General features: G+C 64.6%; 23 protein-coding genes and 1 other RNA gene. 12 read left to right on the forward strand and 12 right to left on the reverse strand.

The annotated features are described in order from the left end of the window. Positions 1-79 precede the first annotated feature (79 nt). Both M9955_24110 and M9955_24115 read left to right on the forward strand, forming a co-directional pair. Positions 80-958: a dienelactone hydrolase family protein gene (locus M9955_24110; protein MCO5084731.1), complete on the forward strand. Its 879-nt coding sequence runs from the start codon at positions 80-82 to the stop codon at positions 956-958. 276 nt (positions 959-1,234) lie between these two features. Next, a complete protein-coding gene (locus tag M9955_24115; GenBank protein MCO5084732.1) occupies positions 1,235-1,750 on the forward strand; it encodes a hypothetical protein in 516 nt (171 codons plus the stop codon). 6 nt (positions 1,751-1,756) lie between these two features. Here the strand turns inward: M9955_24115 and M9955_24120 are convergent, their stop codons facing one another. From M9955_24120 to M9955_24130, 3 genes are read right to left on the reverse strand one after another with little or no spacing between them, the layout of a single operon-like run. Then, positions 1,757-1,939 carry a hypothetical protein gene (locus M9955_24120; protein ID MCO5084733.1) on the reverse strand — a complete coding sequence of 61 codons (183 nt, stop codon included), beginning with the start codon at positions 1,937-1,939 and terminating at the stop codon, positions 1,757-1,759. Between the two features lie 58 nt (positions 1,940-1,997). Then, positions 1,998-3,188 carry a hypothetical protein gene (locus tag M9955_24125; GenBank protein MCO5084734.1) on the reverse strand — a complete coding sequence of 397 codons (1,191 nt, stop codon included), beginning with the start codon at positions 3,186-3,188 and terminating at the stop codon, positions 1,998-2,000. A 14-nt stretch (positions 3,189-3,202) separates the two neighbouring features. Continuing rightward, complete coding sequence (locus M9955_24130) at positions 3,203-3,694, reverse strand: thioesterase family protein (GenBank protein MCO5084735.1); 492 nt, start codon at positions 3,692-3,694, stop codon at positions 3,203-3,205. 103 nt (positions 3,695-3,797) lie between these two features. On the opposite strand from M9955_24130, the gene M9955_24135 reads away from it, so the two are divergent. Next, positions 3,798-5,213, forward strand: coding sequence for an FAD-binding protein (locus tag M9955_24135; GenBank protein ID MCO5084736.1), 1,416 nt, complete (start codon positions 3,798-3,800; stop codon positions 5,211-5,213). A gap of 85 nt (positions 5,214-5,298) precedes the next feature. After that, entirely contained in the window at positions 5,299-9,153 is a 3,855-nt protein-coding gene (locus tag M9955_24140) for an AsmA family protein (GenBank protein MCO5084737.1), read from the forward strand. Positions 9,154-9,186: 33 nt separating this feature from the next. On the opposite strand, the gene M9955_24145 is transcribed toward M9955_24140, so the two are convergent. The 7 genes from M9955_24145 to ssrA all read right to left on the reverse strand — a co-directional run bounded on the left by M9955_24145 (position 9,187) and on the right by ssrA (position 11,870). Then, positions 9,187-9,417 (reverse strand): ribbon-helix-helix domain-containing protein, encoded by a 231-nt coding sequence (locus M9955_24145; GenBank protein MCO5084738.1) that lies wholly within the window; start codon positions 9,415-9,417, stop codon positions 9,187-9,189. Then, positions 9,414-9,617 (reverse strand): DUF4169 family protein, encoded by a 204-nt coding sequence (locus tag M9955_24150; protein ID MCO5084739.1) that lies wholly within the window; start codon positions 9,615-9,617, stop codon positions 9,414-9,416. Before M9955_24150 ends, M9955_24145 begins: the two co-directional genes overlap by 4 nt. A 2-nt stretch (positions 9,618-9,619) precedes the next feature. Continuing rightward, positions 9,620-10,150: an SspB family protein gene (locus tag M9955_24155; protein ID MCO5084740.1), complete on the reverse strand. Its 531-nt coding sequence runs from the start codon at positions 10,148-10,150 to the stop codon at positions 9,620-9,622. 143 nt (positions 10,151-10,293) lie between these two features. After that, a complete protein-coding gene (locus M9955_24160) occupies positions 10,294-10,833 on the reverse strand; it encodes an AAA family ATPase (GenBank protein MCO5084741.1) in 540 nt (179 codons plus the stop codon). Between the two features lie 15 nt (positions 10,834-10,848). Then, complete coding sequence (locus tag M9955_24165; protein MCO5084742.1) at positions 10,849-11,196, reverse strand: type II toxin-antitoxin system HicB family antitoxin; 348 nt, start codon at positions 11,194-11,196, stop codon at positions 10,849-10,851. Then, on the reverse strand, positions 11,193-11,447 hold the full coding sequence (locus M9955_24170) for a type II toxin-antitoxin system HicA family toxin (GenBank protein MCO5084743.1): 255 nt from the start codon (positions 11,445-11,447) through the stop codon (positions 11,193-11,195). The genes M9955_24165 and M9955_24170 overlap by 4 nt, the downstream gene beginning before the upstream one ends. A 52-nt stretch (positions 11,448-11,499) precedes the next feature. Beyond that, positions 11,500-11,870: a transfer-messenger RNA gene (gene ssrA, locus M9955_24175) on the reverse strand. 113 nt (positions 11,871-11,983) lie between these two features. Here ssrA and M9955_24180 point away from each other — a divergent pair. From M9955_24180 to M9955_24210, 7 genes are all read left to right on the forward strand, one after another. Next, the gene (locus tag M9955_24180; GenBank protein ID MCO5084744.1) at positions 11,984-12,778 is read left to right on the forward strand and encodes a thymidylate synthase; all 795 of its coding nucleotides are present in this window, start codon (positions 11,984-11,986) and stop codon (positions 12,776-12,778) included. Positions 12,779-12,882: 104 nt separating this feature from the next. Continuing rightward, entirely contained in the window at positions 12,883-13,968 is a 1,086-nt protein-coding gene (locus M9955_24185) for a DUF4424 domain-containing protein (protein ID MCO5084745.1), read from the forward strand. 14 nt (positions 13,969-13,982) lie between these two features. After that, complete coding sequence (locus M9955_24190) at positions 13,983-14,504, forward strand: dihydrofolate reductase (protein MCO5084746.1); 522 nt, start codon at positions 13,983-13,985, stop codon at positions 14,502-14,504. A gap of 143 nt (positions 14,505-14,647) precedes the next feature. Beyond that, positions 14,648-15,763, forward strand: coding sequence for an FtsH protease activity modulator HflK (gene hflK, locus M9955_24195; GenBank protein ID MCO5084747.1), 1,116 nt, complete (start codon positions 14,648-14,650; stop codon positions 15,761-15,763). Next, positions 15,763-16,719 (forward strand): protease modulator HflC, encoded by a 957-nt coding sequence (locus M9955_24200; protein ID MCO5084748.1) that lies wholly within the window; start codon positions 15,763-15,765, stop codon positions 16,717-16,719. Before hflK ends, M9955_24200 begins: the two co-directional genes overlap by 1 nt. A 13-nt stretch (positions 16,720-16,732) precedes the next feature. After that, on the forward strand, positions 16,733-16,918 hold the full coding sequence (locus tag M9955_24205) for a DUF2065 domain-containing protein (GenBank protein MCO5084749.1): 186 nt from the start codon (positions 16,733-16,735) through the stop codon (positions 16,916-16,918). Positions 16,919-17,031: 113 nt separating this feature from the next. Then, the gene (locus M9955_24210) at positions 17,032-18,537 is read left to right on the forward strand and encodes a DegQ family serine endoprotease (GenBank protein ID MCO5084750.1); all 1,506 of its coding nucleotides are present in this window, start codon (positions 17,032-17,034) and stop codon (positions 18,535-18,537) included. Positions 18,538-18,562: 25 nt separating this feature from the next. Here M9955_24210 and M9955_24215 read toward each other — a convergent pair whose 3' ends face one another. Further along, on the reverse strand, positions 18,563-19,135 hold the full coding sequence (locus tag M9955_24215) for a GNAT family N-acetyltransferase (protein ID MCO5084751.1): 573 nt from the start codon (positions 19,133-19,135) through the stop codon (positions 18,563-18,565). Beyond that, positions 19,132-20,019 (reverse strand): phosphoserine phosphatase SerB, encoded by an 888-nt coding sequence (gene serB, locus M9955_24220; protein MCO5084752.1) that lies wholly within the window; start codon positions 20,017-20,019, stop codon positions 19,132-19,134. Before serB ends, M9955_24215 begins: the two co-directional genes overlap by 4 nt. Here serB and miaA point away from each other — a divergent pair. Beyond that, on the forward strand, positions 20,018-20,929 hold the full coding sequence (miaA, locus tag M9955_24225; GenBank protein MCO5084753.1) for a tRNA (adenosine(37)-N6)-dimethylallyltransferase MiaA: 912 nt from the start codon (positions 20,018-20,020) through the stop codon (positions 20,927-20,929). The genes serB and miaA overlap by 2 nt on opposite strands. Positions 20,930-20,980 lie beyond the last annotated feature (51 nt).

Consider the following 20,980-nt stretch of genomic DNA (forward strand, 5'->3'; position numbering starts at 1 on the left):
GCTTCTCATTCAAGCGTGTGTGATTGGACCCTGCGGTTCGGGCTCCTATCCTTGCGTCATATCCTGAATGGAGGACGCGATGGAACGGCCGAAAATCACGCAGGCGATGATCGACGCCTATGACGAATACACGCATCTGACGCTCGACCGGCGCGGTTTCATGGAGAAACTGTCGAAGCTGGCGGGCTCGGGGGCAGCGGCTGCGGCGATCGCGCCCATGCTTGCCGCCAACAGCGCGCGGGCGGCCATCGTGCCTGAGGACGATCAGCGCCTGAAGGCTGAGGACATCACCTATCCCGGCGCGGAAGGCGAGATGAAGGGCTATCTCGTGCGGCCGGCGGATGCTACGGGCAAGCTCGGAGCCGTCATCGTCATCCACGAGAACAGGGGCCTCAACGCCCATATCAAGGACGTGGCGCGCCGCATCGCGCTGGAAGGCTTTGTCGCGCTGGCGCCGGACTTCCTGTCGCCGCAGGGCGGCACGCCCGCCGACGAGGACAAGGCGCGCGAGATGTTCTCCTCGCTCGACGCGGCCACGACCGCCGCGAACGGCGTGGCGACGGTGGCGTTCCTCAGGAACAGCGAGGCGACCAATGGCAAGGTCGGCGCGGTCGGTTTCTGCTGGGGCGGCGGCACGGTGAACAACCTCGCCATCGCCTCGCCAGACCTTGCGGCGGGCGTCGCCTATTACGGCGCGCAACCAAAGGACACGGCGGCGATCGCCAACATCAAGGCGCCTCTGCTCCTGCACTATGCCGGGCAGGACGAGCGCATCAATGCCGGCATCGATGCCTACAAGGCGGCGCTCGATGCGGCGGGCAAGGAATACACCGTCCACATCTACGAGGGCGCGCAGCACGCCTTCAACAACGACACATCGGAAGCCCGCTACAACAAGGAAGCGGCCGATCTTGCATGGGGAAGGACTGTGGCTTTCTTCAAGGAAAAGCTATCCTAGAGCCTTTCATGGTTAGCCGGAAACGGTTCTGTTTGTCAGATGGCAGGGCGATCCGCGCGAAGGCCGGTGCAGGTCGTACCGGGAGTACGGCCAAATCCGGCCGACAAAGCGGGCGTACGCCAGCGGCAAACCCTTCGGGCCGGGTGCATTTGGCCCATTTCCTTCGGCTTTCGGCTCGGCCGTGGCGCCACCACGCCCTTCGCCGAAACCCTCGACCTTGGGACCAAATGCTCTCAGGCAGAACGGTTCCGGGTAGCCATGAAAGGCTCTAGCAGCGTGACGAATCCGCAGATCCATCATTTCGAGCCCAATGGCGGCATTCCCAACAGCCGGCTGCCGCTGGTGATCTTCAAGGGCGGCCTGCCGGCGGATGCGCGAAGCGGCGAGGCGGCGTGCGCGCTCTATCGCAGGAACGGCTGGGGCGGAACGTGGGTCTACACCGTCTTTCCCTACTGGCATTTCCACACGAAGGGGCACGAGGTGCTGGGCTGCGTGGCGGGCACGGCGAAGATCGGCTTCGGGGGAGACGACGGCATCGTGGTGGACGTGTCGGTCGGCGACGTGGCGATCGTCCCGGCAGGTGTCGGGCACAAGAAACTCTCCGCCTCGCCGGGATTCCAGATGGCGGGCGGCTATCCGCCGAAGCAGCAGGGCGACATCGTGCGGCCGGGACAGTTTTCCGACTGGGAACTGGCAGAAGCGATCGGCAAGGTCGCCCTGCCGGAGAGCGATCCCGTCCTCGGGAAGGATGACGGCGTCGTGGCGATATGGCGCGGCGTTACGGGCCGTTGACGGATTTCAGGCCGCCTGAAGCAGCGGCCGGACGTCTTCGGCCCGGAAGGAGAAGATCAGCGCCATCTGGTCCATCACCTCGTCGGCGGCGTAGCCGAGATCGCGATAGGCGCGGATCGCGGCCTCGATCTCGAACCGCTCGGAAAGCGGCACGCGCGTTTCGTCGGTGATCTCGATCTGCATATCCAAGCGTGTTCCCCCGAAAACCCTTGCTGAAGCCTACGCAGGCTCGCTTGCGTCAGGCTTGCTATCGAAGGGAGTTCAGCGACCGGGTGGCTTCGGCGATCCATTTCAGGCGCTTCTCGGGCACGAGGCCGTAATTGTAATAGTTGACGGCATCAGCCCCTGCGGCGACGGCGGCAAGGCCGGCTTCCGCCAGTTCGCCGGGGCCGGAAAGCTCCGGGTGAAAGAGACGCAGGCCGGCGCCGAGGAATTTTTCCGGGCCGATGGCGCGGCGCATCCCGGTGACGGCGGCGGCGACGGCGGCAGCCGGCTCGCCATAGAGGCAGAGAAGCACGCCGTCGCAGGCTTTCGCGACCTCGGGCAAGTCGAGCGCCGCATACCAGGTGGCGGCGTCGCTGACCGCGATCACCTTCGTGTCCGGATGTGCCTCCTGCCGGATTTCGCCGACGAGGCTGGTCACCACGCTGTCGCGCCACTCGAGGAAGGCGAAAAGAGGTTCGATGGCCTCGAAGGCGGCGATGCCTTTCGCCGGAAAATCGGGAAAGGTGCATTCCGGCCGCTCGCGGTCGAGTGCGACCGATATCTGCTCCGCCACCCAGCGCTTCGCCGCTTCGCCATCGACACCCTCCTGCGCCGCGCGGTCGAGGCAATGGTCGCAGAAGCAGATGGAGAGGAAGAAGTCTTCCTCGAGCGTCAGGCCGACGCCATCCTTCTCGTGATGATAGCCATGCGTGAAACCCATATAGCTCGGGGTTTCGAGTTCGATCACGTCCGGCCGGTAGTTCTCCGAAATGTCTTTCGCCAGCGTGCGCGCGTAGCGCCGCGCCTCGGGCGACGCCGGGCAGAGGCTGAACCAGTTCGGATCGCCGAAGGCGTTGCGGGCGACATGCGTCGGATGCAGCATGCCGAGCCGCGTATTGTGCAGGCAGACCGTCCAGCACGACGTACGGATGCCAGACGCGGCGCGCGCATCGACCAGCGCACGCAGCATGTCGCCATCCTCTCCCACCTGACGGGCCATCTTCGGCTGGATCGCCGCATCGGCCCACAATGCCGGGGAGGGGCGGAAGTAGACCGTGCCGTCCTCCGGAAAATAGCTCTTCCGGCGCTTGCCGCGCGGCTGCACGAAGCGGCCGGCATGGTAGGAGGTGGCGAGGCTGACCGTGTTCAGGCCGAGATCGCGGATTTCGACAAGAAATCGATCGATGCCCTGCTCGGCGACATCCCACGGATAAGTCCAGACGGAAAGCTGCAACGTGCTGGCCATGGTCAGACCGTCTTCGGCCTGCGGTTGATGGCGATGGAGCGGCCGGCGCGCTCCGGCATGGGCAGCGCCGCATGGGCGTCGCGCATCGCCTCCACTTTTGCAGCGATGTCAGGCGGAAAGGCCACGACCTTGGGTCCGTTCATGTCGACATGGAGCGACAGCGTCTCCGAGGTCGCCGCCAGCCAGCCGTCGATGTGGCGGATTTCCTGATACATGCGCAGACGCTTCTCATCGTGGTCCAGAAGCTGGAAGGAGACGGTGACCTTGTCGCCGAAATGCAGTTCCTGCTGATAACAGATGTGTATTTCCGCCGTGTAGATGGTGAGCCGGCGCTCCTTCGCATAGCGCGGCCCCATGCCCATCAGTTCGAAGGCCTCGTCCGACCCGCGGTCGAACAGCACGTTGTAGTAGGCCATGTTGAGATGGCCGTTGTAGTCGATCCAATCCTTCTCGATGTCCATGGCGCGGGAGACATAAGGGGTCGCGACGGTCATCAATCGGCTCACAAAAGGAGGCTTGCTCAAACGCGGTCGAAAACTGCTATAGGCCCTCTAGCCGACCAGCAAGGGTCAGGCTGGCTTATTCGCGGAGGAATCCATGGCTCTGAGCGACCTGGTGACGGTTGCACGCAACGAGGCGGGCATCGCAGCCGTGCTCGGCATCCTGAAGCAGCGTTTCGGCGAGCGCTTCCAGACCGGGCAGGACATCCGCGCGCAACATGCGCATACGACGAGCTACATCCCGAATCAGCCGCCGGACGGCGTGGTGTTCGCGCAGTCCACGGAGGACGTGCAGGAGGTCGTGCGCGCCTGCGCCGAGTATCGCGTGCCGGTGATTCCGTTCGGCACCGGCACGTCGCTGGAAGGGCATACCAACGCGCCGGGCGGCGGTATCTCCATCGATCTCATGCAGATGAACCGCATTCTCGCCGTCAATCCCGAGGATCTCGACTGCACGGTCGAGCCGGGCGTCACGCGCGAGGCGCTGAACACGCATCTGAGGGATACCGGGCTGTTCTTCCCCATCGATCCGGGCGCCAATGCGAGCCTCGGCGGCATGGCGGCGACGCGTGCTTCCGGCACCAATGCCGTGCGCTACGGCACGATGCGCGAGAACGTGCTGGCGCTGACCGCCGTGATGGCGGACGGCCGCGCCATCACCACGGCCCGGCGGGCGAAGAAGACGTCGGCCGGCTACGACCTGACCCGACTGCTGGTGGGTTCGGAGGGAACGCTCGGCATCATCACCGGGCTGACGCTGAAGCTCTACGGCATTCCGCAGGCGATCTCGGGCGGCGTCTGCCCGTTCCCGAGCCTCGAAGCAGCCTGCAACGCCGTGATCGCCACGATCCAGATGGGCATACCGGTGGCGCGAATCGAAATCGTCAACGCGCTGCAGATGCGGGCGATGAAGAACTATTCGCAGCTCGATTACCCGGAAAGCCCATGCCTGTTCGTCGAGTTCCACGGCAGCGAGGCCGGCGTCGCCGAGCAGGCGGAGAGCTTTGGCGAGATCGCCACCGAGTATGGCGGCGGGCCGTTCCTGTGGACGAAGGTGGCGGAGGAGCGCGCGAAACTCTGGAAGGCGCGGCACAACGCCTATTTCGCCTCGCTGACGCTGCGTCCCGGCACCAAGGGCCTGTCCACGGATGTCTGCGTGCCGATCTCGCGGCTCGCCGAATGCATCCGGGAAACGGAAGCCGATATCGAGCGCATGGGCCTGATCGCGCCGATCGTCGGCCATGTCGGAGACGGCAATTTCCATACCATGCCGTTGATCGACATGGACAATCCGGAAGAGATCGCACGCTGCGAGGAGTTCGTTTCGCGGCTGAACCTGCGCGCCATCTCCATGGACGGCACCTGCACGGGCGAGCATGGCATAGGGCAGGGCAAGGTCGGATTCCTGGAGCGCGAGGTCGGCGACAGCGTCGACTTCATGCGGACCATCAAGACCGCGCTCGATCCGCTCAACATCATGAATCCCGGAAAAATCCTTCCGGCCGCCCATTGACAGCCGCACCGGCGACGAAATCGCCACTTTATAGTCGGACCGATGCAGCTATGCTGCGGAAAAGATTCCTGAACCCCGTGGAGCGATGCTCGCCCGTCTTTTCGTCCTGATCGGTGGCCTTTTCGTGCTGGTGCTGACCGCGGCACTGGTGGCGCCGTACTTCATCGACTGGACGAACTACAGGGCCGATTTCGAGCGAGAAGCGAGCGGCATTCTCGGGCTTCCGGTAAAGGTGCAGGGCGATGCCTCGGCGCGCATCCTGCCGTTTCCGTCAGTGACCTTCACCGACGTGGTCGTCGGGGCGGGTGACAGCGAGCCGGCGATGACGGCCGAAGAGTTCTCCATGGACGCCGAGCTGGCGCCGTTCATGAGCGGCGAGTTCCGTATCTTCGACATGCGCGTCGTGCGGCCGAAGGCGACGGTTTCGGTCGGCGCGGACGGGACCATCGACTGGGCAATGCGCCCGTCCTCACCGATCGCGGCGTCGAGGATCTCCCTCGAAAAGCTGACGATCAGCGAGGGGCTTGTGACCATCCACCACGCAGGCAGCGGGCGCGATCACGTGCTGAGCGAGATCAACATGGACGCTTCCGCGCGGTCCTTGCTCGGGCCGTGGCGCGCCGAGGGCAGCCTGCGCGCGGACGGAAGGCAGGCGGCGCTTTCGATCTCCACCGGCGCGCCCGCCGACGATGGCTCGATGCGGCTCAAGCTGCTGACCAATCCGGCGCTCTATCCGATCGTCATCGAGGCGGACGGCGACGTACGGATGGAGAACGGCGCGGCGACCTATGCCGGCACGTTCAGGGTCGACGCCAAGGAGGACGTGACGCAGGAACTGCGGGGCGCGAAGAAAAACGGGGCAGCCGCCAAGGCCGACCGGCAGGTCGTGCCGCCCAACCGGCTGGGGGGCAAGTTCACTTTCGACAGCCACCGGCTTTCCATCGACGAGTTCCGTTTCGAGAGCGGCCCGCTGAACGACCCCTATGTCGCGGACGGCAAGGCTGCCATCGACTTTGGCGCGGAACCCCGCTTCTCTATCGTGGCCGACGGCGCGCAACTGCGCTTCGACGAGACCACGCAGCAGGCGACGCCCGGCCAGACGCTCGACCGGCGGCTGGCCGATCTGCAGGCGATGCTGACGGGATTGCCCCAGCCCACCATACCCGGCACGGTCGAGGTGAACCTGCCGGCGATCGTGGCCGGCGACACGATGATCCGCGACGTCAGGGTTTCGGCGGAGCCGCAAGGCGACGGCTGGAACATCAAGTCGCTGGCGGCGGTGCTGCCGGGCCGCGCGACCGTCGAGGCAAATGGCACGCTCGCGACTGCCGGCGAGCTCGGCTTCAAGGGCAATCTGCTTCTCGCCGTGGCCCAGCCGTCCGGCTTCATGGCCTGGCTCTCCAAGGATGTGGACGAGGCGATAAGACGGCTGCCCGCCGCCGGGTTCAGCGCCGATGTGGACCTGAGCCCGCGCCGGCAGCATTTCGGCAATCTCGAACTGCAACTCGGGGCTGCGAAGTTCCGCGGCGAGGTGGACAGCCGCCGCCCGGCGGACGCCCGGCCGACCCTGCTCGTCCAACTCGACGGCGGCGCGGTCGATTTCGACGGACTGTCGGCCTTCGCTTCGCTGTTCGTCAGCGAACAGGGCGGCAATCGTTTCAGCGGCACCGATCTCGATCTCGCAATCAAGGCGGGGCCTGTCGCCATTGCCGGCCTGCAGGCGGAATCGCTGGATACGGCCGTGCGGCTGCGCGAGGGGACGATCGAGGTGGACCGGCTGACGGTCGGGGGGCTCGCCGGAGCGACGATGACGGCGACCGGCAGCCTGCGGGACCTTGCCACGCATGCGGGCGGCACCATCGACGCGTCCATCGTGGCCGTGGATCTCGAGCCGCTGATCGAGGCTCTGGCCCAGCGCTTTCCTGATCAGCCAATCGTTGCCGCGCTGCGCGAACGGAGCGCGGCGCGCGCCGGCCTGTTTGCCGACACCGAGATCGATGTCGTGGCGGATGCCACGGCCGGCGACGACGGCAAGCGCATATATTCGCTGAACGCCAAAGGCGTGACGGGCGGCACGGAGTTTTCGGGAAGCTATCTCGGCGCCATCGGCGATCCGGAGGCCGAGATCGTCATGTCGTTCGGCGGCAAGAACGCCGATGCGGCGTCGCTGCTGGCGCTCTACGGCGTCAGGACGCTGCCGATCGACCTTGTCGGCGCGGGCGAGACGGACATCACCGCGTCCGGCTCCTGGGCCAAGGGGCTGGCGGCCACGGTCAAGTTCAGCGGCGATCGCGCGACGGCCGGCTTCGAGGGAACTCTTTCTTCGGCCGAACAGGGCATTGCGGCGAAAGGCAAGGCGGCGGTCAACGCTTCCGACATCGAGCCATGGCTGATGACCGCCGGCTTCGGGCTTCCCGGCATGGGGACGGGAACCGGCGTCGACCTCACCGCCGACGCCGACTACGCCGGCGGGTTGCTGGTGCTCTCCGGGCTCGAGGGCACCGTCGCGGACGGCGCGGTGGCGGGCGACGTCAATCTCGAATTGAAGGAGGGCGTGCCGCATCTCTCCGGACAGATGGCGCTGGACGAGATAGACCTCTATCCATTGGCGCGGCTGATCCTCGGCGACGATACGCTCGAGAGCGCCGATTCCGGCTGGGCGACGACCCCGTTCCAGCAGAAGTCGCTGGCGCCGTTCACGGCCGATCTCGACCTCAACGCCGGAAGCCTCGCGGCCGGGCCGATCGCGACGGCCAGCGATGCGCAGGCCTCTCTGCGGCTCGATACGGACGGCCTGCGCGTCAGTGACCTTACCGGCGAACTGGCCGGCGGAAAGGTGAGCGGGCTGTTCGAGCTGAAGAACAACGACGGAAGCGGCCTCCTCACCGCGCAATTGCGCCTGACGAACGCCGATGTCTCGCAGATCGTGCCGGGCATCGGGCTCAGCGGACGCGGCGATTTCTCGACGGCGCTCTCCGCCAGCGGCAAGACGATCGAGGGCATCGTGGCCGCGCTTTCCGGTTCGGGCACTGCCACGTTGCGTGACGTGGTCATCCCCGGCATCAATCCTGATGCGTTTCCCGCCTTCATCGCGGAGGCCGACAGGATCGGCCGCGACGTGGATGCGGCGAAGACGGCCGCCTTCGCGCCCGGGCTGGCCGGGCAGGGCGAGTTCGCCGCAGGCAATATCGACGTGGCCTTCACCGTTGCGGGGGGTGTGCTGCGGGCGCCGCCGGTTACCGCCTCCACTCCGTCGGCTACGCTGTCGGCTGAAGTGCGCGCCGACCTGAATGACGGGAAGCTCGCCGCCACCGGCACCATCGCCTATGCGCCGGGCGACGAGGCGCTGGTCGGTTCCGAGCCCGCCGTGGGCTTCATCGCATCGGGCGCGCCCGGCGATGTTTCCGTGACGTTCGACACCGGTCCTCTGGCGCAGTTCCTGACGCAGCGTGCGCTGGAAAAGGAACAGGCGCGCGTCGAGGCGATGCAATCCGAGCTTCTGGAGAAGCAGATGCTCCGGCGCGAGGTGCGCTATTATGCGGCGCTCCAGATGGCGCGGGAGCGGCTCGCGGAGGAAAAACGGCGGGCCGAAGAGGATGTGCGCCGCAAGGCCGAGGAGGCCGCGCGCATTCAGGCCGAAGAGGAAGCAAAGCGCAAGGCGGAGGAAGAGGCGAAAGCGCGCGCCGACGAGGAAGCGCGGCTGGCGACCGAGGCCGAGGCGAAGAAGGCAGCGGAGGAAAAGGCGCGGCGGGATGCCCAGGCGGCCGAACGAAAGAAGGCGCAAGCCGCAGCTCGCGCGGCGCAGCAATCGCGCGACCAGCCGCCGCAGCCAGAGCCACCACCGCTGTCGATCGACCGCGATGCGTTCGACACGAGCCCGGCCACGCAGCCGAGGAAGGGGCCGTTGGGCGGCCTGCTCGACGGGATTTTCGGGAATTGACGGAGAGTGGGACGAGACCGGCGTAGCGCTTGGTCAGTTCTCTGTCGCGCCGCCCGACTTTGCCCATTCCAGCACGAACAGCCTGATGGCGGAGGAAAGATTCGTGTCGCGCGGCCGCGTATCGTCGATCTCGGCGATCAGCGCCGCGAGGGCGACGCCACGTCGACGCGCTATGGCCGCCAGATCGTCGAAGAAGGGCTGTTCGAGCGAAAAACTGGTGCGGTGACCGCGGATCGTGACGGAACGCTTGACGACCCGGCTCAACGGGTGTCGTCCGGCGCGTCTTTCGTCCGCTCAAGGCGATGGCCGTCGAGCAGTGCCGACGCTCGTTCCGACGTCGCGCGTTCGGCAAGCCGTTCCGCCCTGGTGCGTCCATGAAGCGCGCGATTCCCGGCAGCAACCTTCTCGCGGTCGGCCCGCGCCTTTTGCTTGCGGACCATGCGGAGGTTGACGATCTCCGCCATCGCTACTTCTTGCGGAAAGCGTCGAGCGAAACGACGTCGGCGCTTTTGCCGTCAGTCTTGTCGGCTGCGGTTTCCGCGCCTTCCTTTTTCGGCTCGGCCTTCGACTGCGCCGGCGTCTTCTGCACGGCTTCCAGCTTCACCGGAGCCTCGATGGGCGTAGCGGCCAGCGACTCGTCGGCGCGCGCGTCGAATTCAAGCTCGAAGTTCGTCGAGGGATCGTAGAAGCCGCGGACGGCCGAGAAAGGAATTTCCAGCTTTTCCGGCACGTCCGAGAAGGACAGCCCGACCTCGAAACCGGTCTCAGTCACCTTCAGATCCCAATACTGGAACTGGAGCACGATGGTCATCTGCTCGGGATAGCGCTCGCGCAGGCGGCTCGACACGCGCACGCCGGGCGCACCGGTCAGGAAGGTGATGAAGAAATGGTGATTGCCCGGCAGACCGGTGCGCGACACTTCGGTAAGCACCTTGCGCATCACGCCGCGCAGCGCTTCCTGTACCAGAATGTCGTATCGCAGATGGTCTTCGGCCATATTTGTGCGGCGCCTGCTTCGGGACTCACACTTTACGTCTAGCCAAGCTTCTTGGCGAGGTAAACTGAAGATAGTGCACTGCGTCACGATCGGCGCATGCGCACGAAAATTTGCTTGTTGGACGATCGGCAGCGCTTCGTCGTTCAGGCGCGGATCTGTTCGAGGATGAAGCGCTTGCGTTCGTCGGGCGTCAGCATCGGCACCTCGATACACTGGTAGTCGACATCCCGATAAGCGTCGCGGACGAATTCGAAGGTGCGTTCGGCCTCGGCGAAATCCTGATGACGCTCCTCGTCGGGCCGGTAGATCTTCTCCCACGGTGGAAAGACGAAGACGCGGCGATTGTAGCGGTAGCGTTCCGCTGCCCGCTCGACATGGATCGGGACGGGCAGGCCGGACAGGCGCAGATAGCCGATCACGTCCGGCACGCCACGGTCAAAGAAGGTCACGCCGCCATTCTCTCGGGCGAGATCGTGCGAGCGCATCTCCCATGTCAGCATGTGATCGGCAAAGATCGCCGGGTCCTTCCACGGCAGGGCAGGGCCGTCGATGGCGGACTGCTGCCGGATAACGGCGCGGCCGGCTTCCACCGTGCCGGAATGACCCTCGTCCCGGAGCAGGTCGAGGACAGTCGTCTTGCCGGCGCCGGGGCCGCCGGTGAGGACGAAGAAGGTGTTTGTCATGGCTTGTTCATCAACTCACTGGGTGGCACGCGCGTCCTCGGCCGCCCGGGAAAGCACTTCCTCACTCCATTCGTTCAGGCTCTTGCCGGCAAGCTCGGCGGCTATCGATGCACTGGCATGGGTTTCCGGCTTCACGCGTAGCATCAGATTGCCGGAATAGGGCTTCTGGGGGCTCTTCCCTATCTTCCGGCAGGTCTCGAGATAATCGTCGACGGCTTCATGGAAGGCCGCGATCAATCCCTCGACATTGTCGGAATGGAAACTCACGCCGTCGCGAATGCCGGCGACGCGACCGAAAAAGATCAGATCCTCCGGGTCGAATTCGACCCGGGCGGCATATCCCTTGTAGACCATCGCCTTCATGGTGCTTCTCCTATCCTCGTCAGGAAGTCGCGTGCGGCACGCACCTGGTATCTCTTGGCTTCCTTGTCCGGATGCGGGCGATGAAAACTTTCGATCTCGCCGCCCTTCTCAAAGCGGACACGCGATCCGTTGCCCTCGATCATGTTGCAGCCGATGGAGACAAGCAGGCTCTCGATGTCAGCCCAATCGATGGTCCCGGAGACCGGGTCCCGGAAAATCGCGGCAAGGGTCTTTCGCTGCTTGCTGTTCATGCAAGCATATAAAAGATGCTATCAGAAAATGCAATCAATTATTCGGGGGAGAAGTGGAGGCTTCTGTTGCCAGGTGCCTCCGGACCCCGCCTAGAGGTGCTAACCCCTAGGGCTTGATTTGAGACTATCGCGCCGCATTAAGCAGCGAGACGTGCCTCAGCATAGTTGTCGTTGGCAACTATAAGGTTAGCCCGATAACGGTGGTACAATGCCGGGCAAAAGTCCGATCTTTACACCCTCGTCGATCCTATTTCGCCCCCATCAGAAGCCGTCGTTTTCGTCTTTTGACGCGACGGCGGCTTGTGGTGGAGGCGCCGGGTACCGCCCCCGGGTCCGAATGGCTTATTTCATCGGCCGTTTATCGCCATAGTCAGGCAAGCTGACGCGGCTAATATAGGGGCTGGCGGCGCGTATGAAAAGAGCGAGATGGATGCGCCGACATTCATCATTCCTCCACACCCGCTATCCACAGTGGCGAAGGCTAGGAAGACGCGCGCCAACGTCTATATCTGGTGGATAGCGAATCGACGGACCCCATGCGCCAGTATCTCGACCTGCTCCGCCATGTGCTCGAAAACGGCTCCGACCGGCCGGACCGGACGGGGACGGGCACACGCGGCGTATTCGGCTACCAGATGCGGTTCGACCTCGCGGACGGCTTTCCGGTGCTGACGACGAAGAAGCTGCACCTGAAGTCGATCATCCACGAACTCTTATGGTTCCTCGCAGGCGACACCAACATCAAGTACCTCAACGACCACGGCGTCACGATCTGGGACGAATGGGCCGACGAGAAGGGCGAACTCGGGCCGGTCTATGGCAAGCAGTGGCGTTCCTGGCCGAAGGAAGATGGCGGCGAGATCGACCAGATCGCGAATCTTCTCATACAGATACGCAAGAATCCTCATTCACGCCGGCTGATCGTCTCGGCGTGGAACCCGGCGGAAGTCGACCAGATGGCGCTGCCGCCCTGCCATTGCCTGTTCCAGTTCTACGTCTCGGAGGGCCGGCTGTCGTGCCAGCTCTACCAGCGCTCGGCCGATATCTTCCTCGGCGTGCCGTTCAACATCGCCTCCTACGCGCTGCTGACGATGATGGTGGCGCAGGTGACGGGATACCGGCCCGGCGAGTTCATCCATACGCTCGGCGACGCGCATCTCTACGCAAACCATTTCGAGCAGGCGCGCGAGCAATTGACGCGCACGCCGAAGCCGCTGCCGACGATGTGGATCAATTCGGCCGTCACCGATCTCTTCGCTTTCCGCTACGAGGATTTCCGTCTGGGGAACTACGTCGCCGACGCGACCATCAGGGCGCCGATCGCGGTGTAGGCCGGCGTTCAAGAAACCGCCGCAAAGTCGATCCTTCATGCCTGCGGGTCTTGCGTCTGCGGCGATATTGCCTGCATGACGGGATATGCGGCGGAGGTGAGCATATGATCGGACGTCTGTTGATGGCCTGCGGCGTTCTTGCGTCAGCGCCGGCGTTCGCCAACGATTCCATCGCCGAACTCGGGACAGGCGGCCTGATCCTGTCGCGTACCGACGCGATCTCCATGGCGAAAGAGGACCTGTTCATCTCCATGGACAGGGTGACGGTCGACTATGTTTTCAGGAACGTGACCGACAAGGACGTAAACGCCATCGTGGCCTTTCCGATGCCGCTGATCGAGGCGAACCCTTACTCGATGCCGGCATTGCCCGACGACACGTCGGACAATTTCCTCGGTTTCAAGGTGAGCGTGGGCGGCAAGGCGGTAAGTCCGCAACTCGAACAGCGCGCGTTCGCGGTGGAGGTCGACGTCACCGATCTTCTGGCTGCGAACAACGTGCCGGTGAATCCGTTCGCCGAACCAGTGCTGGCCGCGTTGGAGAAGCTGCCACAGAAGACCGCGAACGACTGGATCGATCGCGGGCTGATCTTCATCGACAGCTATGACGACGGATCGGGCTGGAAGAACGTGCGCACGCCGCTCTGGTCGCTGAAGTCGACCTATTGGTGGAACGCGACGTTCCTAGCGGGGGAGGACGTTCGCGTCTCGCATGACTACAAGCCGAGCGTCGGCGGCACCGCCGGGCTCAACTTCTTCACCGAGGGCGGCTTCAACGAGAATTATGCCGTCTACAAGCAGAAATACTGCATCGACGGCGCGTTCGAGCGCGCGGTGAAGAAGGCCGCCGCGGAATCGCCCGATGGTTATCCGCGGCTGATGGAATGGCGCATCGACTATGTGCTGACCACCGGCGGCAACTGGGCGCTCGGCAATATCGGCGATTTCAGGCTGACGGTCGACAAGGGCGATCCGAAGAACCTCGTCAGCTTCTGCGCCGCCGGCGTGAAGAAGACCGGCCCCGCGACTTTCGAGACACGTCAGACCGACTTCTATCCCCAACGCGATATCGAGATCCTGATCCTGAAGGGCTGGGACGAAGTCGAGCCGATGGCGGCCAAGGCGCCTGCGCGCAAACTCGAAGGGGCGTCGCGGGCCTTCGACGCGAAAGCGAAGAGGCCTGCGAAATAGATGAGGTGCCGTCCTTGAAGATCGTGATCCACGTCGCCATCGCGGCCAATGGCGTGATCGGTCGCGACGGCGGACTGCCGTGGCGGCTCTCCACCGACCTGAAGCGCTTCAAGGCCGAAACGATGGGCAAGCCGGTCGTCATGGGGCGAAAGACCTGGGAGACCTTCCCCAAGCGTCCGCTTCCGGGCAGGCTCAACTTCGTTGTGACGCGTGACAAGGCATTTCGGGCCGAGGGCGCCGAGGTCGTGCATTCGCTGGATGAGGCGCTGTCGCTCGCACGTGTCCGTGGCCGCTGCATGAGCAGTGTGGATGAAATCTGCGTGATCGGCGGCGGGGAAATCTATGCGCAGGCGCTCGATCTGGCTGACGAGATTCACGTCACGCATGTTCTTGCCGAAGTCGACGGCGATACCAGATTTCCAGCGATCGATGGCGATCTCTGGGAGGCGACCTCGTCCGAGGCCGTTCCGGCGGGCGAGCGCGATACCCATCCGACGCGGCACGTTATCTACAAAAGGCGCGGTTTGTCGCGCTGAAATGCACTTGTATGAGCCGGTTCGACGCGGCAAATGAGCTTGCCGCGGCGCGGGCGCGTTGAAAGCGGTGCCGTGCCTCCCTATAGAGGGAAGTGGCGGGCTCGCCGAAAAGGCGGGCGGGAGTTGAATCCGAAAGGACATTTATGCCCTGGAACAATCAGAGCGGCGGTGGTGGCGGCGGCCCATGGGGCGGCGGCGGCAACGGCCAAGGCCCATGGGGACAGGGGCCACGCCCCCCCAGAGGACCACAGGGCACGCCGCCCGGTCTGGAAGACATCATCAGGAGCGGCCAGGACAGGCTGAAACGCGTATTGCCGGGCGGCGGCGGTTCGTCGGCAGGCGGCGCCGGCAGTCCCGCGCTTTTCGGTCTGATCGGCCTTGCCATCGTCGCCTTCTGGATTTTCCAGTCGGTCTATACCGTGCAGCCGGACGAAATCGCGGTCGAACTCCGTTTCGGCAAGCCGAAGCAGGAGCTTTCGCAGCCGGGCCTGCATTTCCACTGGTGGCCGATCGAGACGGTCGAGAAGGCGAACACGGCCGAAAAACTCATCAATATCGGCGAGACGCGTGGCAATACGTCCACCGGCCTGATGCTTTCCGGCGACCAGAACATCGTCGACGTGAAATTCTCGGTCGCCTATCAGGTGTCCGATCCCGTCTCCTATCTTTTCAACGTCTCCGATCCCGACGAGATGGTCCGTCAGGTTGCGGAGAGCGCCATGCGTGAATCGGTGGGCCGGCGTCCGGCGCAGGACATTTTCCGCGACGACCGGCAGGGCATCGCCGACGACGTGCGGGGCATCATCCAGACGACGCTCGACCAGTACGGCGCAGGCCTCGGCGTCAACGCCATTTCCATCGAGGATGCGGCGCCGCCGCGCGAAGTCGCCGACGCGTTCGACGAGGTGCAGCGCGCCGAACAGGACGAAGACCGGTTTGTCGAGGAGTCCAATCAGTACTCCAACCAGAAGCTCGGCCAGGCCCGCGGTCAGGCAGCGCAGATCCGCGAAGAATCGGCCGCCTACAAGAACCGGGTGGTACAGGAGGCGCAGGGTGAAGCGCAGCGCTTCATCTCGGTCTACGACGAATATGCCAAGGCGCCGGATGTGACGCGCCAGCGCCTCTATCTGGAAATGATGGAAAGGGTGCTGCGCGATTCGAACAAGGTGATCGTGGAGCAGGGCAACGGGCAGGGGGTGGTGCCGTATCTGCCGCTGCCTGAACTGCAGAAGCGCGCGCAGACGGGAGGAAGCAACTGATGACCAACCGTCTTCCCGTCATCGGCGTCATCGTCGCCGTCATTCTCTTCCTGGTCTATTCGTCTGTGTTCGTCGTCAACGAGCGTGAGCAGGCGATCGTGCTTCGTTTCGGCGAGATCGTCGACGTCAAGAGCGATCCGGGCATCTACTTCAAGGCGCCGTTCGGCATGTTCGAGGCCGACAATGTGCAGATCATCGAGGACCGCGTCATGCGGTTCGATCTGGACGACATCCGCGTGCAGGTCGCCGGCGGCAAGTTCTACGAGGTGGACGCTTTCGTCGCCTACCGCATCAACAATCCGCGCGTCTTCCGCGCCACGGTTTCGGGCAGCGTCGATCTGGCCGAGCAGCGCTTGCGCACCCGTCTCGACGCGGCGCTACGCCGGGTCTACGGCGTACGCGGATTCGAGGCAGCGCTGTCAGAAGAGCGCGCGGCGATGATGCGCGAGGTGCGGGACCAGCTTCGGCCCGACGCCACCTCGCTCGGTCTCGAAGTCGAGGACGTCCGCATTCGCCGCACCGACCTGACCGCAGAGGTCTCCCAGCAGACCTACGACCGCATGAAGGCTGAGCGCCTCGCCGAGGCCGAGCGCCTGCGGGCGCGCGGCCGCGAGGCGGCGCAGCGCATCCGCGCCCGCGCCGACCGCGAGGTGGTGGAGATCGTCGCCGAGGCGCAGCGCGATTCGGAAATCGCGCGAGGCGAGGGCGACGCGGAACGCAATAGCATCTTCGCGGAGGCCTTCCAGCGCGATCCGCAGTTCTTCGAGTTCTATCGCTCGATGAGCGCCTATGGTCAGGCTCTCGACGGCGCCGGCACGACCATGGTTCTGACGCCGGATTCGGAGTTCTTCCGCTTCTTCCGCAGCCCCGACGGCAGCATTCCGAACGGCGGCACGGCAGCGCCTCCCGCATCGGGGGCTACCGGTTCGACGACGCCCGCAGCGCCGGCTCAGTGAAGCCGGCCCGAAGATGAGCGATTTCCTCGCCGCCGTCGGGCTGGTGATGGTGTTCGAGGGTCTTGTCTATGGCGGTTTTCCGCGGCTGGCGAAAAGGCTCGCCGCGGATGTCATCGACATGCCGGAGAACACGTTGCGCACCATCGGGATGCTTGTCATCGCCGCCGGCGTGGCGGTGGTCTGGCTTGTGCGCGGATAACGCAGGTTTTATGCGATTTCGGTGGCCGGGGGCCGCAAACAGGCCCTATTTTGCGCTGACAGAATGAGGAGCGCGTCCGTCGCGCTTTGCGGAGATCCATGGAGCCCCGAGTGATGAGTTCTACTATCCTTGCCAAGATGCGCAGTTCGCTGGTCGGCGTCACGGCAGCCGCAATGCTCGCGACGGCCGGGCTTCCGGGCTTCGTCGCGCCCGCTGCGGCGAACGGTCCTGAATCGGTCGCCGACCTTGCCGAAGGCCTGCTCGATTCGGTCGTCAACATCTCGACGACGCAGAATGTGAAGGGCACCGAGTCGCAGGATGCCGTGCCGATGCCGCAACTGCCCGAGGGATCGCCCTTCCAGGATTTCTTCGATGATTTCTTCAAGGACCGTCAGGGCGAGGGCGGAGGCGGCGGCGACAGAAAGGTGCAGTCGCTCGGCTCGGGCTTCGTCATCGATGCCGAGAAGGGGATCATCGTCACCAACAACCATGTGATCGCCGACGCCGACGAGATCGAGATCAATTTTGCCGACGGTGCGAAGCTGAAGGCCGAACTGGTCGGCACCGACACCAAGACCGATATCGCCGTGCTGAAGGTCGACCCCAAGCTCAAGCCGCTCAAGGCGGTGAAGTTCGGCGATTCCAGCAAGCTCAGGATCGGCGACTGGGTGATGGCGATCGGCAATCCGTTCGGCCTTGGCGGCACGGTCACGGTCGGCATCGTCTCGGCGCGCAACCGCGACATCAATTCCGGTCCGTATGACGACTTCATCCAGACCGACGCGGCCATCAATCGCGGCAATTCGGGCGGGCCGCTGTTCAACATGAACGGCGAGGTCGTCGGCATCAACACGGCCATCATCTCGCCGTCCGGCGGCTCGATCGGCATCGGCTTCTCCATTCCCTCGGCGCTGGCGACAGGCGTCGTGCAGCAGCTTGCCGAGTTCGGCGAGACGCGGCGCGGCTGGCTCGGCGTGCGCATCCAGCCGGTTACCGACGATATCGCCGAAAGCCTCGGCATGAAGGATTCGAACGGCGCGCTGGTGGCCGGCGTCATCAAGGGCGGACCGGTCGACGACGGCACCATCCAGCCCGGCGACGTCATCAGGAAGTTCGACGGCAAGGATGTGAAGGAAATGCGCGATCTGCCGCGCGTCGTGGCGGAAAGCCCCGTCGGCAAGGCGGTCGATGTCGTGATCGTCCGCAAGGGCGTGGAGCAGACGGTGAAGGTGACGCTCGGACGCCTCGAAGACGGCGAGAAGCTGGCCCAGGACGAGAATGGCAGCGGGGGCAGCGGCGACGAGCAGGCGCCGGTCGCTACGGCCTCGGTGCTCGGCATGACGATCGGCGAACTGAACGACGAGGCGCGCAAGAAATTCGGCATCGCAGCGGACGTCTCGGGCGTGCTTGTCAGTGAAGTGACACCGAATTCGCTCGCGGCGGAGCGTGGCATCGTTGCCGGCGACGTGATCACGGAGATCGCGCAGGAATCGGTGAAGACGCCGAAGGACGTGCTCGATCGGATCAAGAGCCTGAAGGATCAGGGCCGCAAGAACGCGCTGCTGATGCTGGCGTCGAAAACAGGCGAGTTGAGGTTCGTGACGATCCGGATGGACTGACCCCCGATGGGATATCTGAAGGCGGCTATCGGGCCGCCTTTTTTCTTTCCTTCCACTCGTTTCGCCCGATCCGGTAGAGAGCGTGCCGGCGGAATTGCGGATGCGTGTCGGGAATGCGCGGGTGGTCGAAATCCTCGGCGGGATCGTTGCGCATGCCGAGGCGCCGCATGACCGCCAGCGAGCGCTCATTGTTCCACACCGCGAAGGAGGTCACTTCCGGCGCGCCCAATTCATCGAAAGCGAAGTCCAGCCACGCACGACTCGCTTCGGTGACGTAGCCTTTGCCCCAGAATTCGGGCGCCAGACGCCAGCCGATCTCCAGCGTTCCATGCGGAATGAAGGGCGCGAGATCCGTCTTCATGATGCCGACAAAACCGATGGCCTGGCCCGTCGATGCGATTTCAGCCGGAGCGAAGCCGTAGCCGCGGCTGGCGATGTCGTCGCGGAGACGATCCATGAAGGCATCCGCTTCCGCGCGATTCCGCCGGAACGGGAAAAACTCCATGACGGTATCGTCGGAATTGATGCGGAAGAACAGATCGCGGTCGCGATCCTCCCAATTGCGCAGGATCAGCCGCTCCGTGCGCATCGGTTTCATGTGACGAAATCCGGTTCCCGATAGCCCTGGAGATAGAGCAGGGCGCTCAGGTCGCCATGGTCGATGCGGACGCGCGCCTGGGCCGCCACGATCGGCTTGGCATGAAGCGCGACGCCGGTGCCCGCCAGCCGGATCATGTCGAGATCGTTCGCGCCGTCGCCGACGGCAATCGCATCCTGAGGGGTGAGTCCGAGCCGCGCCGAAATCTCGTTCAGGGCTTCCGCCTTGGCTTCACGGCCGAGGATGGGCTCGATCACCCGGCCGAGCAGCTTGCCCCCGGCTTCCTCAAGCACGTTGGCGCGGTGTTCGTCGAAGCCCAACTTGCCGCCGATGCGGCTTGTGAAGAGGTCGAAACCGCCCGAGACGAGCGCCGTCCAGGCACCGTTGGCGCGCATGGTGGCGATGAGCTCCCTGCCGCCCGCGGCCAGCGTCAGCCGGTTCTCCACGATGAGATCGACGACCGCAGTCTCAAGCCCCGCGAGCAAGGCGACGCGCTCGCGCAGGGCGCTTTCGAAAGGTATCTCGCCGTTCATTGAGCGACGGGTGATCTCGGCGACATGCTCGCGGAGCCCGACCTCGTCGGCCAGTTCGTCGATGCACTCCTGATCGATCATGGTCGAATCCATGTCGGCAATCAGCAGGCGCTTGCGACGGCTGTCCGCCTGCTGCACGGCTATGTCGACGGGTTCGCCGGCGAGCGCCTGCCGCAGCGCGGCCTCCGCTTCGCGGCCATCCGCACCGGCCGGAAGCAGCAGATCGCAGGCGAGATTGTCAGCCAGCCAGTCGATGGACCTTGCGCCGATGGCGCGAGAGCCCATATCCGCGAGAGCGGGCGTCAGCGCGCGGTCTTTCGGAGCGGAAATCAGGGTGGCGACAAACGACATGGAGGGTTCTGCGGGGCCGGCGCCTGGGCGCGTGAAGAATGCGCTCCTGATAGCGGGGCCGACCGCGAGCGGCAAGTCGGCAATGGCGCTCGATCTCGCCGTCAAGTTCAACGGTGCGGTTATCAACGCCGATTCGATGCAGGTCTATTCCGGGCTTCGCCTGCTGACCGCAAGTCCTTCCGACGAGGATCTGGCCCGCGCTCCGCATCATCTCTATGGCCATGTCGATCCGGCGGCCGACTATTCCACGGGCGCATGGCTGCGTGAAGTGAAGACGCTTTTCGACGAAGAAAGGCTGGAAGGCAGGCGGCCGATCTTCGTCGGGGGAACCGGCCTCTATTTCCGCGCGCTGACCGAAGGGCTTTCGGAGATGCCCGCCATCCCGGAATCGGTGCGCGAGCGCTGGCGCTATCATCTGCTGGAGGACGGCGTCGCTGAACTGCACGGCATCCTGCTTCGCCGCGATCCGCAGGCGGCGCTCCGGATCGGCAGGACCGACAGCCAGCGGGTCGTTCGCGCGCTGGAAGTGCTCGACGCATCAGGCCGCTCGATCCTCGAATGGCAGGCCATGCGCAACGAGCCTCTGGTCGATCTCGCAACGGCGAGAGCCGGCGTGCTCGACATACCACGCAGCCTTCTGGTCGAGCGGATCGACAGGCGGCTGGAGCAGATGGTCGAGGACGGAGCGATCGAAGAGGTGCGGAATCTTCTCGCACGCGGGCTGGACGATGCGAAGCCCGCGATGAAGGCGATCGGCGTGCGGGAGTTCGGCGCGGCGATCGCCGGCACGTTGACGCTCGAGGAAGCGGTTGAGCGCGCCAAGATCGCGACACGCCAGTACGCCAAGCGTCAGGCGACCTGGTTCCGGCATCAACTCGGCGCGGCGTGGACCCACGTCAACCCTGCGTGATGACGCCGCGCCATCGCAATCTTAAATTGTGCGTTAAGACTCCATAAGAGG

The sequence above is a fragment of the Rhizobiaceae bacterium genome, assembly GCA_023953845.1.
GTDB lineage: Bacteria > Pseudomonadota > Alphaproteobacteria > Rhizobiales > Rhizobiaceae > Arvimicrobium.

Excerpts from the sequence above, each read along its gene's own strand:
- M9955_24110 (MCO5084731.1), top strand. The coding sequence starts at position 80 with ATGGAACGGCCGAAAATCACGCAGGCGATGATCGACGCCTATGACGAA.
- M9955_24130 (MCO5084735.1), bottom strand. The coding sequence starts at position 3,694 with ATGACCGTCGCGACCCCTTATGTCTCCCGCGCCATGGACATCGAGAAG.
- M9955_24135 (MCO5084736.1), top strand. The coding sequence starts at position 3,798 with ATGGCTCTGAGCGACCTGGTGACGGTTGCACGCAACGAGGCGGGCATC.
- M9955_24140 (MCO5084737.1), top strand. The coding sequence starts at position 5,299 with ATGCTCGCCCGTCTTTTCGTCCTGATCGGTGGCCTTTTCGTGCTGGTG.
- M9955_24150 (MCO5084739.1), bottom strand. The coding sequence starts at position 9,617 with ATGGCGGAGATCGTCAACCTCCGCATGGTCCGCAAGCAAAAGGCGCGG.
- M9955_24155 (MCO5084740.1), bottom strand. The coding sequence starts at position 10,150 with ATGGCCGAAGACCATCTGCGATACGACATTCTGGTACAGGAAGCGCTG.
- M9955_24160 (MCO5084741.1), bottom strand. The coding sequence starts at position 10,833 with ATGACAAACACCTTCTTCGTCCTCACCGGCGGCCCCGGCGCCGGCAAG.
- M9955_24165 (MCO5084742.1), bottom strand. The coding sequence starts at position 11,196 with ATGAAGGCGATGGTCTACAAGGGATATGCCGCCCGGGTCGAATTCGAC.
- M9955_24170 (MCO5084743.1), bottom strand. The coding sequence starts at position 11,447 with ATGAACAGCAAGCAGCGAAAGACCCTTGCCGCGATTTTCCGGGACCCG.
- M9955_24180 (MCO5084744.1), top strand. The coding sequence starts at position 11,984 with ATGCGCCAGTATCTCGACCTGCTCCGCCATGTGCTCGAAAACGGCTCC.
- M9955_24185 (MCO5084745.1), top strand. The coding sequence starts at position 12,883 with ATGATCGGACGTCTGTTGATGGCCTGCGGCGTTCTTGCGTCAGCGCCG.
- hflK (MCO5084747.1), top strand. The coding sequence starts at position 14,648 with ATGCCCTGGAACAATCAGAGCGGCGGTGGTGGCGGCGGCCCATGGGGC.
- M9955_24200 (MCO5084748.1), top strand. The coding sequence starts at position 15,763 with ATGACCAACCGTCTTCCCGTCATCGGCGTCATCGTCGCCGTCATTCTC.
- M9955_24205 (MCO5084749.1), top strand. The coding sequence starts at position 16,733 with ATGAGCGATTTCCTCGCCGCCGTCGGGCTGGTGATGGTGTTCGAGGGT.
- M9955_24210 (MCO5084750.1), top strand. The coding sequence starts at position 17,032 with ATGAGTTCTACTATCCTTGCCAAGATGCGCAGTTCGCTGGTCGGCGTC.
- M9955_24215 (MCO5084751.1), bottom strand. The coding sequence starts at position 19,135 with ATGAAACCGATGCGCACGGAGCGGCTGATCCTGCGCAATTGGGAGGAT.
- miaA (MCO5084753.1), top strand. The coding sequence starts at position 20,018 with ATGGAGGGTTCTGCGGGGCCGGCGCCTGGGCGCGTGAAGAATGCGCTC.
- serB (MCO5084752.1), bottom strand. The coding sequence starts at position 20,019 with ATGTCGTTTGTCGCCACCCTGATTTCCGCTCCGAAAGACCGCGCGCTG.